General features: G+C 30.4%; 17 protein-coding genes. 2 read left to right on the top strand and 15 right to left on the bottom strand.

What is annotated here, in order from left to right:
- Positions 1-81 precede the first annotated feature (81 nt).
- From C7448_RS14440 to C7448_RS14425, 5 genes are all read right to left on the bottom strand, one after another.
- Positions 82-582, bottom strand: a complete 501-nt coding sequence (locus C7448_RS14440) for a cupin domain-containing protein (RefSeq protein WP_115902121.1) — start codon at positions 580-582, stop codon at positions 82-84.
- Positions 560-727, bottom strand: a complete 168-nt coding sequence (locus tag C7448_RS15915) for a hypothetical protein (RefSeq protein WP_170137053.1) — start codon at positions 725-727, stop codon at positions 560-562. Before C7448_RS15915 ends, C7448_RS14440 begins: the two co-directional genes overlap by 23 nt.
- 1 nt (position 728) lies before the next feature.
- Positions 729-1,184: a YciI family protein gene (locus C7448_RS14435; protein WP_115902120.1), complete on the bottom strand. Its 456-nt coding sequence runs from the start codon at positions 1,182-1,184 to the stop codon at positions 729-731.
- Positions 1,185-1,214: 30 nt separating this feature from the next.
- Positions 1,215-2,648 (bottom strand): sodium:solute symporter, encoded by a 1,434-nt coding sequence (locus tag C7448_RS14430; RefSeq protein ID WP_115902119.1) that lies wholly within the window; start codon positions 2,646-2,648, stop codon positions 1,215-1,217.
- Positions 2,649-2,736: 88 nt separating this feature from the next.
- Positions 2,737-3,366, bottom strand: coding sequence for an NAD(P)H-dependent oxidoreductase (locus C7448_RS14425; protein WP_115902118.1), 630 nt, complete (start codon positions 3,364-3,366; stop codon positions 2,737-2,739).
- Between the two features lie 216 nt (positions 3,367-3,582).
- Between C7448_RS14425 and C7448_RS14420 the strand changes: the two genes are divergently transcribed.
- Both C7448_RS14420 and C7448_RS14415 read left to right on the top strand, forming a co-directional pair.
- Positions 3,583-4,866 (top strand): DUF2851 family protein, encoded by a 1,284-nt coding sequence (locus C7448_RS14420; RefSeq protein WP_115902117.1) that lies wholly within the window; start codon positions 3,583-3,585, stop codon positions 4,864-4,866.
- A gap of 65 nt (positions 4,867-4,931) precedes the next feature.
- A complete protein-coding gene (locus tag C7448_RS14415; protein WP_115902116.1) occupies positions 4,932-5,702 on the top strand; it encodes an SH3 domain-containing protein in 771 nt (256 codons plus the stop codon).
- Positions 5,703-5,787: 85 nt separating this feature from the next.
- Here the strand turns inward: C7448_RS14415 and C7448_RS14410 are convergent, their stop codons facing one another.
- The 10 genes from C7448_RS14410 to C7448_RS15905 form a co-directional block, all read right to left on the bottom strand.
- Positions 5,788-8,241, bottom strand: coding sequence for an alpha-ketoacid dehydrogenase subunit alpha/beta (locus tag C7448_RS14410; RefSeq protein WP_115902115.1), 2,454 nt, complete (start codon positions 8,239-8,241; stop codon positions 5,788-5,790).
- Between the two features lie 117 nt (positions 8,242-8,358).
- Positions 8,359-11,181: a gluzincin family metallopeptidase gene (locus C7448_RS14405; protein ID WP_147300549.1), complete on the bottom strand. Its 2,823-nt coding sequence runs from the start codon at positions 11,179-11,181 to the stop codon at positions 8,359-8,361.
- Positions 11,182-11,292: 111 nt separating this feature from the next.
- A complete protein-coding gene (locus C7448_RS14400; protein ID WP_115902113.1) occupies positions 11,293-12,003 on the bottom strand; it encodes an LOG family protein in 711 nt (236 codons plus the stop codon).
- Between the two features lie 496 nt (positions 12,004-12,499).
- The gene (locus C7448_RS15910) at positions 12,500-12,643 is read right to left on the bottom strand and encodes a hypothetical protein (protein WP_170137052.1); all 144 of its coding nucleotides are present in this window, start codon (positions 12,641-12,643) and stop codon (positions 12,500-12,502) included.
- Positions 12,644-12,678: 35 nt separating this feature from the next.
- Entirely contained in the window at positions 12,679-12,858 is a 180-nt protein-coding gene (locus C7448_RS14395; protein WP_115902112.1) for a hypothetical protein, read from the bottom strand.
- 157 nt (positions 12,859-13,015) lie between these two features.
- Positions 13,016-13,228: a hypothetical protein gene (locus tag C7448_RS14390; RefSeq protein WP_115902111.1), complete on the bottom strand. Its 213-nt coding sequence runs from the start codon at positions 13,226-13,228 to the stop codon at positions 13,016-13,018.
- Positions 13,229-13,463: 235 nt separating this feature from the next.
- Positions 13,464-13,655, bottom strand: coding sequence for a hypothetical protein (locus C7448_RS14385; protein WP_147300548.1), 192 nt, complete (start codon positions 13,653-13,655; stop codon positions 13,464-13,466).
- Positions 13,656-13,724: 69 nt separating this feature from the next.
- Positions 13,725-15,014, bottom strand: a complete 1,290-nt coding sequence (locus C7448_RS14380) for an HlyD family secretion protein (RefSeq protein WP_115902109.1) — start codon at positions 15,012-15,014, stop codon at positions 13,725-13,727.
- 61 nt (positions 15,015-15,075) lie between these two features.
- Entirely contained in the window at positions 15,076-15,315 is a 240-nt protein-coding gene (locus C7448_RS14375) for a hypothetical protein (protein WP_115902108.1), read from the bottom strand.
- 18 nt (positions 15,316-15,333) lie between these two features.
- Positions 15,334-15,516, bottom strand: a complete 183-nt coding sequence (locus tag C7448_RS15905; RefSeq protein WP_170137051.1) for a hypothetical protein — start codon at positions 15,514-15,516, stop codon at positions 15,334-15,336.
- Between the last annotated feature and the right edge of the window lie 119 nt (positions 15,517-15,635).

The raw sequence follows: 15,635 nt of genomic DNA, 5'->3' as shown, positions 1-15,635 counted from the left end.
ATGAATGAAAAGGAAATGTAAATAGTGTTACTCTTATACATCATGTAGTAGATTTGTAAATAGGAAGCGAAGAAAAAGTATTTAAGAATGTGTCAGTTTACTTATAATTTCTTTATGCTCTGGAAATAATTGTATGAGTTCCTCTCTCTTAGGTAAAACAAAATCCTTAAAATCAAATCCAGGAGCAACAGTACAACCAGTAAAAGCGTATGCATTTTCTTTACTAACTTCTGCGGCAAACCAATAACCAGCAGGAACCACAAATTGTGGTTGTTCGTCGCTTTCTAAGTTGTTTCCTATTAATACAAATGAATAGTCTCCTTCGGGGGAAATCATATGTAGTTTTAAAGTACTTCCTTTATAAAAATGCCAAATTTCATCTTGGTTGATTTTATGAAAGGCAGAAAATTTATCAGAAGTCAATAAGAAATAAATAGAAGTAGCATAATTCCTATCACCTACAAAGTTAGAACTTAAGTGTTCGTTTTTAATAATTCCGTTACTTCTATAAGTTTCTTTATAAAAACCTCCTTCAGGATGTTCTGTTAATTCAAGTTTTTTAATTAATTGTTGTGTTGTCATTTTCTTGATTCGCTTTTTTAATAATTTCTTTTAAGCGTTCTTTAGTACGTTGTTTTTCCAAACGAAGCTTGTTTTCTTTCTGTTTCATTAAGCGTGTATGCTTCGCTTTATTTACGGTGTTTTTAGCTTTTCCTTTTTTAGGCATCTTAAGGATTTATTTTCCAGATTTTATCGGCTGCTTTTAAATATTCTGATAAAGCTGCTGAACCATACCAATTATATAAATCAACATCTAAATATTTTGCTTTTATAGCAGGGTCTGTTTTAATTAATTCTTTAGCTTCTTCTATAGTTTTAACATTAAAGATAAATAGTCCTCTGTAGGAATTTTCATTTTTTCCAAAAGGTCCAGCTACAACTAGTTTATTTTCTTTTACTAACTTGTTTATATTGTTTAAGTGACCTCTAAAAGCTTTACTTCTTAGTTCTTTATCTGTAGATGTATTACTACCTGTTTTTAAAATAGCAAATACGTAACCTTTCATTCCATAATCATCAGCGCTTAATTTTTTTGCAAGTTTAGCATCATAATTAGGATTGTTGTTTTGTGCAGTTAAACTTATTGATAAAAGCACTATTATGGTGGTGATTAGTAGTTTCATGATAGATGAGTTTTTAATCTTATAAAATTACTATTTATTTTTAATAGCTAATAATCCCAAGAAAGTTAAGAATCCGTTTAATATCAACACAAAGAACCCAAAATCAAACCCAAACTTTTCCTTGCTGTAAAAACTAATAATATAGGTTAAAACTGGAGCAATCAAACAAATTATAGGAACAAACTTGTCTTTTATATTTAGCTTGGTAAATAATCCGAAGGCATATAAACCTAGTAATGGTCCGTAGGTATACCCAGCAAACTGAAATATTTTAGCAATGACACTTTCATCAGCAATGAAATATTTAAATATTAAAATGGTAGCTATCAATACAAATGAAAATAATACATGAATTTTTTTTCTTGTTTTCTCCTTTTCTTTCTCGTTATCTTTCTTATCAATTTCAAGAATATCAATACTAAAAGAGGTAGTTAACGAGGTTAAAGCACTATCAGCACTTGAGTATGCTGCGGCAATTAACCCCAATAGAAAGAATAGAGAAGTGGCTATACCTAAATCGCCACTCATAGCTATAGTAGGGAATAAGTTGTCTTTATGAGCGTTTAGTTCATTTGCTATAGCATAATCAGTTAATAAAACACCTAAAGCTAAGAAGAAGAAGTTAACGATTACCAGTACTATGGTAAACCAAAACATGTTTTTTTGAGCATCTTTTAAATTGCGACAGGTCAAGTTTTTTTGCATCATGTCTTGATCTAAACCTGTCATTACAATTGAAATAAAAGCACCTGAAAAGAACTGTTTCCAAAAGTAATTTCCTGCTTTTACATCGTCAAAAAAGAAGGTTTTTGAAAGGTTGTTGTCCGTTACGTACGAAAACAAATTGTCTATTTGCATTTCATCTTTAATCATTACAATACAAACGCCAACAGCAATTAGCATGAATAAAGTTTGTAAGGTATCTGTCCATACAATGGTTTTAATTCCTCCTTTAAAAGTATATAACCAAATAAGTAAAATAGTAATGGTAACGGTTAGCCAAAATGGAATTCCATACGCATCAAACAAAATTAGTTGTAATACATTAGCAACTAAAAACAAACGAAAGGCAGCACCAACAGTTCTTGAAAGTAAGAAAAAAGAGGCGCCTGTTTTATACGAATACCTACCAAAACGTCCTTCTAAATAGGTGTAGATTGAGGTTAAATTTAATCGATAATAAAGAGGTAGTAATACGAGTCCAATGACGGCATAACCTACTACATATCCTAGTACCATTTGCATATAACTCATTTTGTCACCCTCAACCCAACCAGGGACCGAAATAAAAGTAACTCCTGATAGTGAAGCTCCAATCATACCAAAGGCTACTAAATACCATGGAGATGAGTTGTTTGCTTTAAAAAATGTTTGGTTGTTTGCCGATTTACTAGTGATGTATGAAATAAGGATTAATACACCGAAATAGGCTAAAATAAGGAGTAATATATGTAGTGGCTGCATACTGTTAATTACGAATTATAAATTACGAATGTACTAATTTAGTTTTTAGCTTATACAAATTCATAATTCGTAACTAACAATTAAAAAATTATAGTTCTATAACCACTTCTTCGGTTTTTCTACGGACTTTTTTTAAGTCTTTCATATAATCGTCTTCTGCCCTAAAACCAACTGGTAATACCAAAACCGATTGTAAATTATATTTACCCAAGTCTAAAATTTCATTGTATTTTTCAGGAACGAAACCTTCCATAGGACAGCTATCAATTTTTTCATTAGCGGCAACAGTCATTAGGTTTCCTAGAGCGATATAAGCTTGATTTTTCATCCAATGAAATAATACTTCTGGTGATTTATTCTCAATATCGTTTGTTAAAAATTCTTTGAAAGGGTTTAAAATCTCATCGGGGGTGTTTCTAATGTCTTTTACTAATTTAAAATAGCTCTCAACATCTTTAGTAGTAAGTTCTTTTGGGGTACATAATACCAATAAGTGAGAAGCCTGTGCAACTTGGTGCTGATTCCAAGAATGTGCAACTAATTGTTGTTGTAAATCTTTGTTTTTTACTACAACCATTTTAACAGGCTGTAATCCGTAAGAAGTAGCAGTTAAATTAAAAGCTTCTTTTAAAATGTTAATTTGTTCTTCGGAAAGAAATTTATGTTCGTCAAATTTTTTAACAGCATAACGCCATTGTAAATTTTCAATACTATTCATGTGGTTTAGTTTTTACTCGATAATCGAGAGTTAAAATACTTCAAGACTTGTCTCGAAATTAAAATGTGTTCTTACATAGTCACCCTTTAGGTTTACCTATGGTAATTTGCTTTGACAAAAATAGAGGAATAAAAAGTAGCCTAAAAATACTTCGAATAATTAATATTGATAGTATCATAAAAATATTTTGTACATTGAAGGTGAAAAAGAAAGCGTATGAAAGAAGAATTTTTACACTTTTTGTGGCAATACAAATTATTTAACAAAGCAAATTTAATATCAGTAAAAGGAGGAATTGTTGAAGTGGTAGATTCAGGGAGTCACAATACTAATTCAGGACCTGATTTTTTGAATGCAAAATTGAAGATTGATAGCCAGTTATGGGTTGGAAATGTTGAAATTCATATAAAGTCATCAGACTGGTATGCGCATCATCACGAAAAAGATGCAAATTACGATGCCGTTATTTTGCATATTGTATGGGAGCACGATACAGATATATTTATGAAAAATAACCGTCCATTACCAACGGTAGAGTTACAAAAATTTGTTCAAAAAGAAGTGTTGGTAAATTATAAAAGGCTATTTGTAAAAGAAAAACGATGGATTCTTTGTGAGAATCAAATAGCAGAAACTAATTCTTTTTTGTTAAGTAATTGGTTAGAACGTTTGTATTTTGAACGGTTAGAAAACAAGTCGGTTGTGATAAAGGAATTATTACAAAAGTCAAATAATGACTATGAAGCAGTGTTGTTTCAGTTGTTAGCTAAAAACTTCGGGTTAAAAGTAAATGGAATAGCTTTTTTGCAACTAGCGCAATCGTTTGATTTTTCAGTACTGCGTAAAGTCAGATTTAATGAAGAACAATTGTCTGCATTGCTGTTTGGACAAGCAGGATTTTTAACAGATGAAATAGAAGATAGTTATTATCAGCAATTACAAAAAGAATATACTTATATACAACATAAATATAAACTAAAACCTATAACTAAACATAGATTTCAGTTTTTTAGAATGCGACCGAATAACTTTCCTACGATTAGAATAGCTCAATTGGTAGCTTTATATAATGAGTATCAAAATTTGTTTTCAAGATTAATAGCTATAAATAGAGTAGAGGATTTCTATGATTTATTAACTGTGGAAGTGAATGATTTTTGGAAGGCTCACTATACATTTGAGACTCCATCAAAAAAATCAGCTAAAAAACTTACAAAATCATTTATTGACTTACTGATTATTAATACAATTATTCCTTTAAAATTTGTTTATGAACAGGGTAGAGGAGAGATGAATGAAGAAAGCTTGTTAAAACTGATGGAACAATTAAAACCAGAAAAGAATTCGATTATAAGTAAGTTTTCTGAGTTGCAAATTAACGCAAAAAATGCTTTTGAAACCCAAGCTTTATTAGAGTTGAAAAATAATTATTGTCTAAACAATAGATGCTTGAATTGTAGGATAGGAGGTTCTATTTTAAATAGGAGGTATAAAGCTTAAAAAAAAAGAAGTCATAAAATTATTTGATTAATAAAATGATATATTTGCGATAAAAATTTATAAAAATGAAAAAATTATTAATTGCTATTACATTAGTATCTACTATTTGTGTAGGTTGTAAAGACAACAAAAAATCAAAAAACAATGGAGAAACTTCAATAATTGAAGAAACTGCTATTGAAAAAGAAGAAAAATCTGCTTCAGCAATTTGTTTATTAGATAAGTTATCTATTAGAGAAAGTGCTTCTGCAAAAGGGAAATGGATAACCTCTATTAGTTTAGGAGAGAAAGTAACTTTAACAGGAGAAGAAACTGTTGATTCTGTTTCAAAAAAGGAGTACTATAAGGTAAAACTTATTGATGGGGAAGAAGGGTGGACTAGATCTACTTTTTTAGCTGTTAATGGTAAAGTGGGTGCTATGTTAGAAAAAGCAACGGTATACAAAAGACCAGATTTACTTACCAAGACAGAAAAAAAATACAGTAAAATGGATATTATTGCTGTAACCGAAACTCAAGGAGACTGGATTAAGGTTAAAGGAAAAAGGTCTGAAGGAAAGTATATTGAAGAGGGATGGATTAAAACTTCTAACATAACAAATGACCAAATAGATATAGCTACAGCCAAGTTTGCAGGAATAGCATCTTCTCAACCAACTATGACAGAGAGAATTAAGGCGTTAAAAGATGTTATAAATAATTCGGATTTATCTTCTTCTAAATTTATTCCTATTATAGAGGATAAAATAAAAGATTATGAATCGAAAAATCAACCTTTAGATACTCAGGAAGCAAAAGAAGCAACTGAGGAAGTAGCAGAAAAATCTGCTGAATAATATTTTAAAAATAAGTTAATAAAAAAACGATTTTAGAAATTTCTAAAATCGTTTTTTTATTGCATTCTATTATCAAAAATAGTTACTAATACAAGCTTTTAAATTTTGCAGGATTAGCTTCGTGCATAATTTCATATACTTTTTCAAAAATATCTTCTGCCGATGGTTTAGAAAAATAATCTCCGTCAGTACCATAAGCAGGTCTGTGTGCTTTTGCAGTCAAGGTTTGCGGTTTGCTATCTAGGTGTCTGTAACCATTTTGGTTTTCAACAATTTCTTGTAATAAATATGCTGAAGCTCCTCCAGGAACATCTTCATCAACAACTAACAAACGATTAGTTTTAGCTACCGACTTTACGGTATCGTGATTAATGTCAAAAGGTAATAAACTTTGCGCGTCTACAATTTCTATATCAATACCTACCTGTGCTAAATCTTTTGCCGCTTCTTCAACAATTCGTAAAGTAGAACCGTAAGAAACAATTGTTATATCGTTTCCTTCTTTAATAGTTTCAACAACACCAATTGGAGTTTTAAAATCTCCTAAATTTGTTGGCAATTCTTCTTTTAAACGATATCCGTTTAAGCATTCTACCACTAAAGCAGGATCATCACCTTCTAATAAAGTGTTATAAAATCCAGCAGCTTTGGTCATATTACGAGGAACCAATACGTGAATTCCTCTTACGTTGTTAATGATTCCACCCATTGGAGAACCTGAATGCCAAATTCCTTCTAAACGATGTCCACGAGTACGGATAATTAATGGGGCTTTTTGCTTTCCAAAAGTACGGTAACGTAGCGTAGCTAAATCGTCACTCATAATTTGTAAAGCATATAATAAATAATCTAAATACTGAATTTCAGCAATAGGACGTAATCCACGCATTGCCATTCCAATACCCTGACCTAAAATAGTAGCTTCACGAATTCCTGTGTCAGAAACGCGTAACTCACCAAATTTTTCCTGTAGCCCTTCTAACCCTTGGTTTACATCTCCAATATACCCTGCATCTTCACCAAAAATTAATACTTCAGGATGCTTTGCTAAAATAGCGTCAAAATTATCACGCATAATAACACGAGCGTCTACGATATTTTTTTCTGAAGCATAGGTTGGAGCTTTTGCAGTAACATTTTCAGTTGCTAATTCAGTTTCACTTACTAAATGTGCTGAATATTTTACAGCAGCTTTATCAATTGAAGTTTTAATAAAACTTCGCAGTGTAGCTTTTTCAGCAAAATCTTCATCTCTTAAGTAACGTAAAGTTTTACGAGCAGCAACTAAAATATCTTTTCTAATAGGTTCTGAAATAGCAGCTAAATCATTCTTGTACTTTGTAATAAAAGAACCATTGTTACTTTTTTTAGCAATAGTTTCTAACAAAGAAACAGCTTCAGTTACTTCTGCTTTTATTTCATTTGTGTAAGCACTCCAAGCATCACGTTTAGCTTTACTGACCTCTTTTTTAGCTTCTTTTTCAATAGTTATTAAATCTTCTTCAGAATCAATAAATTTTAAAGTTTCTCCATCTTCACTTTCTAATTCAAACTCTAAAATCCACTTACGCATTTGCGCAATACAATCAAACTCTTGTTCCCATTGTAAACGTTCTTTAGATTTGTAGCGTTCGTGAGAACCAGAAGTAGAATGTCCTTGTGGTTGTGTTAATTCTTTTACGTGAATTAAAACAGGTATGTGTTGCTCTCTTGCTATTTGAGAAGCTTTATTATAAGTATCAATTAACTGAACATAATCCCAACCGTTAACTACAAAAATTTCATACCCATTGGTTTCGTTTTCGCGTTGGAACCCTTTTAAGATTTCAGAAATACTTTCTTTTGTGGTTTGATGGCGTGCATGTACTGAAATTCCATATTCATCATCCCAAACATTCATTACCATTGGAACTTGTAAAACCCCCGCAGCATTGATTGTTTCGAAGAATAAGCCTTCACTAGTACTAGCGTTACCAATAGTACCCCAAGCAACTTCGTTACCGTTGATTGAAAAATTAGTGTGTTTTTCTAAACCTTCAACATTTCTGTAAATTTTAGACGCTTGTGCTAATCCTAACAAACGAGGCATTTGACCCGCTGTAGGAGAAATATCTGCTGATGAATTTTTTTGTGTTGTTAAGTTTTTCCAATCGCCATTTTCGTCTAAAGAATGCGTTGCAAAATGCCCTCCCATTTGACGTCCAGCTGACATTGGCTCCACATCAATATCAGTATGAGCATACAAACCAGCAAAAAATTGTTGTGGAGTTAATTGTTCAATAGCCATCATAAATGTTTGATCACGATAATAACCGGATCTGAAATCTCCATTTTGAAAAGCTTTTGCCATAGCTAACTGTGGAACTTCTTTACCATCACCAAAAATTCCAAATTTAGCTTTCCCTGTTAAAACTTCTCTTCTTCCTAATAAACTACATTCTCGACTAATACGAGCAGTTCTATAGTCTTTTAAAACTTCATTTTTAAAATCTTGAAAAGAAAGCTGTTGAGTATTAGCTATTTCGGTATTTTGCGTCATAATCATCTAATTTAGGTATGGTTACAAAGATAGGTTTTTTAGTTGAAATTTAAAAATTTGAATTTTTATTGAACATCTTTCAATAAAACAAGAAAAAAAAGAAAATTATTGAAGTATCTACAATATACCTCTTCTAATAAAATTATAAATTCTATCAATATCTGTTGTGATGATGAATCTAACTTTTGAAGGATAAGCGCTCTTATTAATTTCAAAACCCTCATTGGTGTATATAGGGAGGTAAAATTCAAAAATATCAGGAAGAAAGTTTAAGCGAATACCATTTTCATAAAAAAACTTCGGAGAAGTGTTTTTGTTTTTTAAGATAGCAACATCATTATAAATTTCTGCCCATTTCCAAACACTTACACTGGTGTTAATAGATGTCATAAGTTGATTAGCAAAGTAAGGCTTGTTAAATTTAGATTTGAAACCTCCTTGTCCTACAACAAATTGCTGACTAAAAATCCCTTCGTTTTCTGAGCGTCCAAATAGGTTTTGTTCAAATAAATAATCATTTCCACGATTTAACCCGAAGCTAAAATAATCTCCTTCTGTTTTATTAGATAAGAAGAGACCTCCAAAAAAACGAATTTCAAAACTTTCTTTAGCTGTAAAAAACTTTCGATAACGAAAATCGGTTGATACTTTACTGAAATTAGAATTTATTTCTAGGTTAGCTGCATACCGAATTCTGTGTATGGCATCAAATTTATTGTTGATGTAACGTAGGTTGAAAATATTGTATTTATCTCGATCACTTTGAATATCGTTGGGAGCTACTTCTTTATCGATACTAACTAAACGAACGGTTAAAGATTTTGAACCAATATCACGGAGTGTATTTCTTCTAAATTGAAAATTAATAAATGGACTTAACGTATTATAACCTAATTCAGGCGCATAATGAAAGTTGCTACCTGAAATACCATATCGTATTTTATAAAGCTTGGAGTCTCTTAAGAAATGATTATAGCTTACAGAGAATGATCCGGTAAAGTTTCTACTTTTGAGACTGTAGTTAGGGGTTAAACTAAATTGAAAATTATGATTGACAAGTGATTTATTGTTAATGTTAACACCAAGGATTAAACCATCATATAAATTATACTTAATGTCTGGGTAATAGAATAATTGATTATAATATGGGTTTTCAAAATCTTTAAAAAAACGAAATTGAATAGGCTTGCTTATAATGCTATTATTTACATTCCTAAAATTGTTTAGAGAATTAAATTCAGGATAGTTGTTTTCATAGTTTAAAGCTAGTTTATTAAAATCGTCTCTTTTAATTTTTACTGTTTTGGTAGAGTCTACATTGGTAACCCAAGTTTTAAGTTTTATTTTTTTCTTTTGAATACCATAAAGTGCTACAGGAGCTGTAAAGTCTCTTTTGTTTTTTATTGTAACTAATAGAGAGTCTTTGTTTTTAGTGTAGGCTACCTTTTTTATTTTGTAGTCAATTTTTTTATCGGTATTAATATAGTCACCAAAAAACCATTGCAAATTTTTTGAAGTCTTTTTTTGAAGAATCTTAGCGAAGGATTTGCTACTTGAAGGTTTTAATTGGTTTTGAATATAGAATTCTTTTACAGCATTTTTTAAAATACTATCCCCTACAAAATCATATAAATATTTAATTCCTAAACCAGCTTTGTATTTACTAACAACTTTTTTGTTAAAGTTAGAAAGAGAGTCACTAGAGGTAGTTAAAGCTTGGTCATAAAACTTACGAGAGCTGAACTGATAAACAAGAGGATATTTGTCATTTTGTTTTAGCTGAGCAATGTTGTAGGTTTTTATAGGCCAATAGTTTGAATACTTACCAAGAAAAGTAACATTTGGATAGTATTTTTTTACATACTCCATCATTAAAAATGTTTGTAACCCATCAGTTAACCAATAGTCTTTTCTTGGGTTTTGGATAATTACATCATCAAAATATTTTTGAGTAAGTGCTTTAAAAAATCCGGTTTCCCATCTAAAATTTTTTGGAAAGGGTTTCAACCAACTAGGAAGACCGTAAATTTCATGTAACGAATTTTTGTTAATAGTACGTGAATCTACAAGGATTTCTGGGTGAGGGTGTTTTCCTATAAAATCTTCTATGAATTGTATTTGTCGATTTATGATTTTGGTTGTTTCTTCATTAGAAATTTTTCTTAAGTAAGCATCCGTTTTTATTTCTTTGTCTTTTAATTTAAAAGACTTGAAAGTTTTTATAGAGTCAATATGTAGTATAATGTCCTTTTTTTTAGCACCTACTAGATAATAATTGGTATAATCATCATTTTCGGTTTTATATTGATATAAGTTACTTTCAATGTGGTATTTTTTTGGGATGTTTATGGAGATATTATAATTAGAAAGTTCTTCATATAAATCATCTAAATTCAAGTTACTCATTAATTGCCATTTTTTGTTATAAATGGCAGGAGCTATATACCAAAACCGTAGGTGATATCCTGTTTTAGTTTTTCCGTATCCTGTATATTTTACATTAGGAATTTTTACAGAGTATGATGTACGTATTATTAAGCTATCTTTTGGTTTTAAAGGTTCGTTGAGTAGTACTTCAATAATATCTTGCTGATTTTTTTTCTCTTTGAATGAAACTTGCTTAAAGTTTACAGTTAAGTTTCGTATTTTACTATAACCTCTATCTTTTTCTTTTGAAAAGTAAAAGTTTTTTTTGTAATCTTCAATGAAGCGTTTAGCTAAGGGAGTATCATCGTTTTTGTAACCATTTGCCCAATTATGTAAAAAAATACGATCTAAGGTAGATGAAGAGCGATTATAAAAGGTTGTTTTTTGTAAGACATGAATTACATCCTTGTTTACATCTAATTTGGCTTTTATTTCAACAGAGTTTTCTTGTGCTACTATTTTAAAGCAATACAAGATGATAGTACATACTAAAAGGAGTATTTTCTGTTTCAATATTATATAAAGTCGGTTTAAAAAGTTTTATAGAAAACATTTAAGTTTCATAAACTTAGTGAAAATAAAAAAGCTCGTTGAAAATTCAACGAGCCTTAAAGATAAAAATTTTTAGAAGTTTGGTTTCAGTTGATATTTAGCATAGAATTTATTAAAGTGTTCAACAGCTTCATCAGCGGTATCTACGACCCTGAATAAATTTAGGTCCTTTTCACTAATATTACCTTCTTCAATTAAAGTGTTCTTAATCCAGTCTAATAAGCCAGACCAAAACTTTCGACCAATTAAAACAATAGGAAAACGTCCAATTTTATTAGTTTGAATTAAAGTAATTGCTTCAAAAAGCTCGTCCATTGTACCAAAACCACCAGGCATCACAACAAAACCTTGAGAATATTTTACAAACATTACTTTACGAACAAAGAAATAATCAAAATTTAGGTTTTTATCTTTGTCAATCCATGGGTTATCATGTTGTTCGAAAGGAAGGTCAATATTTAACCCTACTGAGGTTCCTTTACCACGATGAGCACCTTTATTACCGGCTTCCATAATACCTGGTCCTCCACCAGTAATTACTCCAAAACCATTTTGTGTTAATTTAAAGGCTACTTCTTCAGATAATTTGTAATAAGGGTCGTCAGTTTTTGTACGAGCTGACCCAAAAATAGAAACACAAGGTCCAATTTTACTTAATTTTTCATATCCTTCAACAAACTCAGACATAATTTTAAATATTGCCCAAGAATCATTTGTTTTTATTTCGTTCCAGGTTTTTTGTTGTAGTTTTTCTCTAATTTTTCTGTCATCATTCGGACTCATAATTCTTCTACTTTTATATTAAATAACAAATTAAACTGCCAAAATTTGATTTTTAGCAAGCCTGCTAATTTAGTGGTTTTTAATATTAGAAAAAAGATAAAAGAAAAAAACTACCTTACCTTAAGATAGTTTTAAGATTATAAAAAATTACATGCATTCATATCCTGATGAGTTACAAGTACAAGACACCAAAGTTAAGTTATCTAGACATGTTACTGGGTTTGCAGAACAAAAACAAGGGGTAATCCTCCATTAATTTCTTTTTGGTCGGCTTTGTTTAAAACCTTACCTAAGTTTAAGATTGATTTTTTCTTGATTAATAAGTTAAAATTGATTAACCTTATTATTTAAAGAGACTTAAGGCTTGTGCCTATTCTCTGCGAAATAAATTTTATTAGTACTGCGTTTTTTGGTAAGACTATATTTTTTCAATAAACAAACAACTAGAAGTTATGAGTCTAGCTGTTTGTAATTAATGTAATCTTAATTGAAAAACTTATAAACAGTTTGGCTGCCATTTGTAGCAGCGGCGTTCAATTGGATTCCAGTCTATACAACATCTAGGGGCTTTCCCTCCAGTAGTTTTCTTTTGAGAAGTTTTATTTAAAACTTTTCCTAAGTTTAAGATTGATTTTTTCATGTTTTTAAATTTTAAGATTATTATTTATTTTAGGCTTAGTACCAAATACACCCAAATCTATCACACCTACCAGCATCACAGAAAGTATGCCCTCCTGGACCAGTTTGGCAGCATTTTCTACCGTCTTGATAGCAACCTTGTGCTACTCCACCATTAATTTGTTTTTGATTAGCTTTGTTTAAAGCTGTGCCTAAGGTTAAAATTGATTTCTTCATGATTAAAAAAATTAAATATTTAATAATCCTTGAATTATTTAAAGACACTCAAGGTTTTGTGTCTATTCTTCGCGAAAGATTTTTATTTGTTTTTGATTAAGGCTTTACCTAAGTTTAAGATTGATTTTATCATAGGTATATATGATGTTTTTGGGGTTTATAGATAAAAACAACTGTAGTCAGCAATTGCACAAAGTTTGTGTTCTTCAGGAAGAGCATGATATTCTTTACAACTACCACATTGGCTTTGCTCATAGCTATAGCAATTAGGTCCAGAATATGTACTACAATCAGGTGCCCCTCCACCATTAATTTTTTTTTGGTCATTTTTATTTAGTGTTATACCTAAGTTTAAGATTTGTTTTTTCATGATTTTTTTAAATTAATATTTAATAATTCTTGAACTATCTAAAGACACTCATGGTTTTGTGTCTATTCCTCGTGAGTAAATATTATTGGGTAATGTTTTATTAGAATAAATTTATGATCTATTATTAAATAGGCGCTATACTTAGTCTAAATTTATCCTAGGTTTAAAACTAATTAAAAATAAATAGGTCTAAACCTAGGAATGATTTAACTAAAATAATAGTAAATGAACTCTCTTATTGAGGAACATCTTCTCCTAAACAAGCATGTGTTTCATAAGAACCTAAACAGCATCCGTTAGGTAAAGAGAAACCACCGCAAGCAAAACACTCTACAGGTGTGTAAATTACACAACCAGTACCTCCATTAATCAGTCTTTGTTCTGACTTTTTTAAGGATTTTCCGAGGTTTAAAATCTGTTTTTTCATAATAGAAAAATTTCGAGGGTTAATAATTCCTTGAACACTTAAAGACACTCAAGGTTTGTGTCTGATTTTTTATTTAATAATATTTTTAAGTTGATAGAAAAAACGTTCTATCAAGCGTAAGTCCTCAGTTACTATATCCGCAGCACCTTTCATTTCTTGCCTAAAAGGAATTGTTTTATCATAGGTAGTTTTTAAGTTTTGAGGTAATTCGACATCAACTAAATAATTTCCTTCTTCATTTGGAATTAGTGAGATAGATTTTACAGCTCCGTTTAATTCGCCAAATTCATCGGATGGATAATTCAAAAGCTTAATTTGAACTTTTTGACCCTTTTTTATTTTTCCAGAGTTAGCAGCTGGAGCTTTAATTTTGCCAATAAAAGAGTTTCCTTTGTTAGGAATAATGGTGAATATTAAATCACCCGTATTAACAGTTTGATTTTTATTCCAAAAAGATAAGAAGGATACTTTACCATCTATTGAAGAGGTTAAAGCGTATTGTTTTTCCCAATCTTTAATGGCTTTTTTTAAGTATAAAAAAGACTGAATAGCTTTCTTTTTAAGACGAGTATCTTGTTGTGTTTTTTTTATAGAAGTTCCTTCTAAGTTTTTCGCAGAATTGTTGATTAATTCTCTTATTTGTGAAATTGATGATTCAAGAGTTTTGTATGAGCGTTTAGCTTGTAAATATTCTATTTCTTTTTGGTCTTTTTCTTTAGCGGAAATAACCCCTTGACCAAACATTTTTCTACTTCGTTCTAAGTCTTTTTCTTTAAATTCCAATTCTTTTAAGTTTAACTCCTTTTGAGATAGTAAAATTTGCAACCTACCTCTTGCTTCTATAACAGACATTTGGTTTGCAAAGTTTTCAGATTTAAAGGGAGTTAGTTTTTCGTTTAAAACATATTCAGAGTAATCGTTTTCAAATTGCGAGTAGCTTGAGGTTATATCACCTAAAATTAACGGAGGTACTTTATCAATAGGAAAAAAGAATTTTTGTTGATTCATTTCAATAGTATCTACAATACTCTTTAGTAATAAGACATCTTTATATGAAGCGCTATTTTCAATTACAGCCAAAACATCACCTTCAGATACTCCTTTTCCTTCACTTGTTAAAAAAGTTTCGAATTGACCGGTAGACTTTGCATAAATTTTTTCAGGAGGAGTAGAGGTGGTAACCATTACTTCGGTGGAAATAACGTCAGGGTATTTCACAAACCACGAAATGAATAATAACATTATTATAAGACCAAGAAGTAAGGTGTTACCCCAACGAATCATCCAGTTAGGTACATGAGTTAAAATTTCTTGAACCTCTTCACTTCGAATTTCTATGTTTTGAGTATTGTTTGGCATTTAAAGTATTAGTGTTTTTTCTTATTTTAAGAGGTATTTTACAATACCTCTTTTTTTATTATTAAACATCAAGACAATTCCCCATGAAGCATTTTCCTTGTCCATCGTACCATCTTTTAGTTTTAGAGTTGTATAGAGGTACTATACAATGTGAGTCCGATGTGCAAGGGCAGCCTCTTGGCACTTTACCTTCTACGGCATCGCAGTCATAATCATATTCTAAATCTGTAAGTCCTCCAAATATGTTTTTTTGCTCTTTTGTGTTTAAAACTTTTCCTAAGTTTAAAATTGAGTTTTTCATAGTTGAAATTATTTAAAATTAACAAGGAACATAGCAAGGGCATGAACTAAAAGGTGCGCAGCCATACCTGTTAATTTGGTCTTGTTGCTCTTGAGGAGATACACTACAAAATTTTTTACAAGTATAGATGTATCCACCATTAATTTGCTGTTGCTCTATCTTGTTTAGAGATTTGCCTAAGTTTAAAATTGAATTTTTCATTTTATAATAATTTAAATTTGATAAAACCCTTGAACATTTTAAAGACACTCAAGGTTTGTGTCTATTCTTCGCGAAATATTTTTATGATGCTAGTTTTAGAACTTTTTATCTAGGAAAGC

This window comes from Tenacibaculum gallaicum, from assembly GCF_003387615.1.
Lineage (GTDB): Bacteria > Bacteroidota > Bacteroidia > Flavobacteriales > Flavobacteriaceae > Polaribacter > Polaribacter gallaicus.
This window is presented reverse-complemented; position numbering and strand designations above follow the sequence as displayed.

Bases quoted from the DNA above. Each gene is read 5' to 3' on its own strand.
- C7448_RS14440 (WP_115902121.1), bottom strand. From the start codon at position 582: ATGACAACACAACAATTAATTAAAAAACTTGAATTAACAGAACATCCT.
- C7448_RS15915 (WP_170137053.1), bottom strand. From the start codon at position 727: ATGCCTAAAAAAGGAAAAGCTAAAAACACCGTAAATAAAGCGAAGCAT.
- C7448_RS14435 (WP_115902120.1), bottom strand. From the start codon at position 1,184: ATGAAACTACTAATCACCACCATAATAGTGCTTTTATCAATAAGTTTA.
- C7448_RS14430 (WP_115902119.1), bottom strand. From the start codon at position 2,648: ATGCAGCCACTACATATATTACTCCTTATTTTAGCCTATTTCGGTGTA.
- C7448_RS14425 (WP_115902118.1), bottom strand. From the start codon at position 3,366: ATGAATAGTATTGAAAATTTACAATGGCGTTATGCTGTTAAAAAATTT.
- C7448_RS14420 (WP_115902117.1), top strand. From the start codon at position 3,583: ATGAAAGAAGAATTTTTACACTTTTTGTGGCAATACAAATTATTTAAC.
- C7448_RS14415 (WP_115902116.1), top strand. From the start codon at position 4,932: ATGAAAAAATTATTAATTGCTATTACATTAGTATCTACTATTTGTGTA.
- C7448_RS14410 (WP_115902115.1), bottom strand. From the start codon at position 8,241: ATGACGCAAAATACCGAAATAGCTAATACTCAACAGCTTTCTTTTCAA.
- C7448_RS14400 (WP_115902113.1), bottom strand. From the start codon at position 12,003: ATGAGTCCGAATGATGACAGAAAAATTAGAGAAAAACTACAACAAAAA.
- C7448_RS15910 (WP_170137052.1), bottom strand. From the start codon at position 12,643: ATGAAAAAATCAATCTTAAACTTAGGAAAAGTTTTAAATAAAACTTCT.
- C7448_RS14395 (WP_115902112.1), bottom strand. From the start codon at position 12,858: ATGAAGAAATCAATTTTAACCTTAGGCACAGCTTTAAACAAAGCTAAT.
- C7448_RS14390 (WP_115902111.1), bottom strand. From the start codon at position 13,228: ATGAAAAAACAAATCTTAAACTTAGGTATAACACTAAATAAAAATGAC.
- C7448_RS14385 (WP_147300548.1), bottom strand. From the start codon at position 13,655: ATGAAAAAACAGATTTTAAACCTCGGAAAATCCTTAAAAAAGTCAGAA.
- C7448_RS14380 (WP_115902109.1), bottom strand. From the start codon at position 15,014: ATGCCAAACAATACTCAAAACATAGAAATTCGAAGTGAAGAGGTTCAA.
- C7448_RS14375 (WP_115902108.1), bottom strand. From the start codon at position 15,315: ATGAAAAACTCAATTTTAAACTTAGGAAAAGTTTTAAACACAAAAGAG.
- C7448_RS15905 (WP_170137051.1), bottom strand. From the start codon at position 15,516: ATGAAAAATTCAATTTTAAACTTAGGCAAATCTCTAAACAAGATAGAG.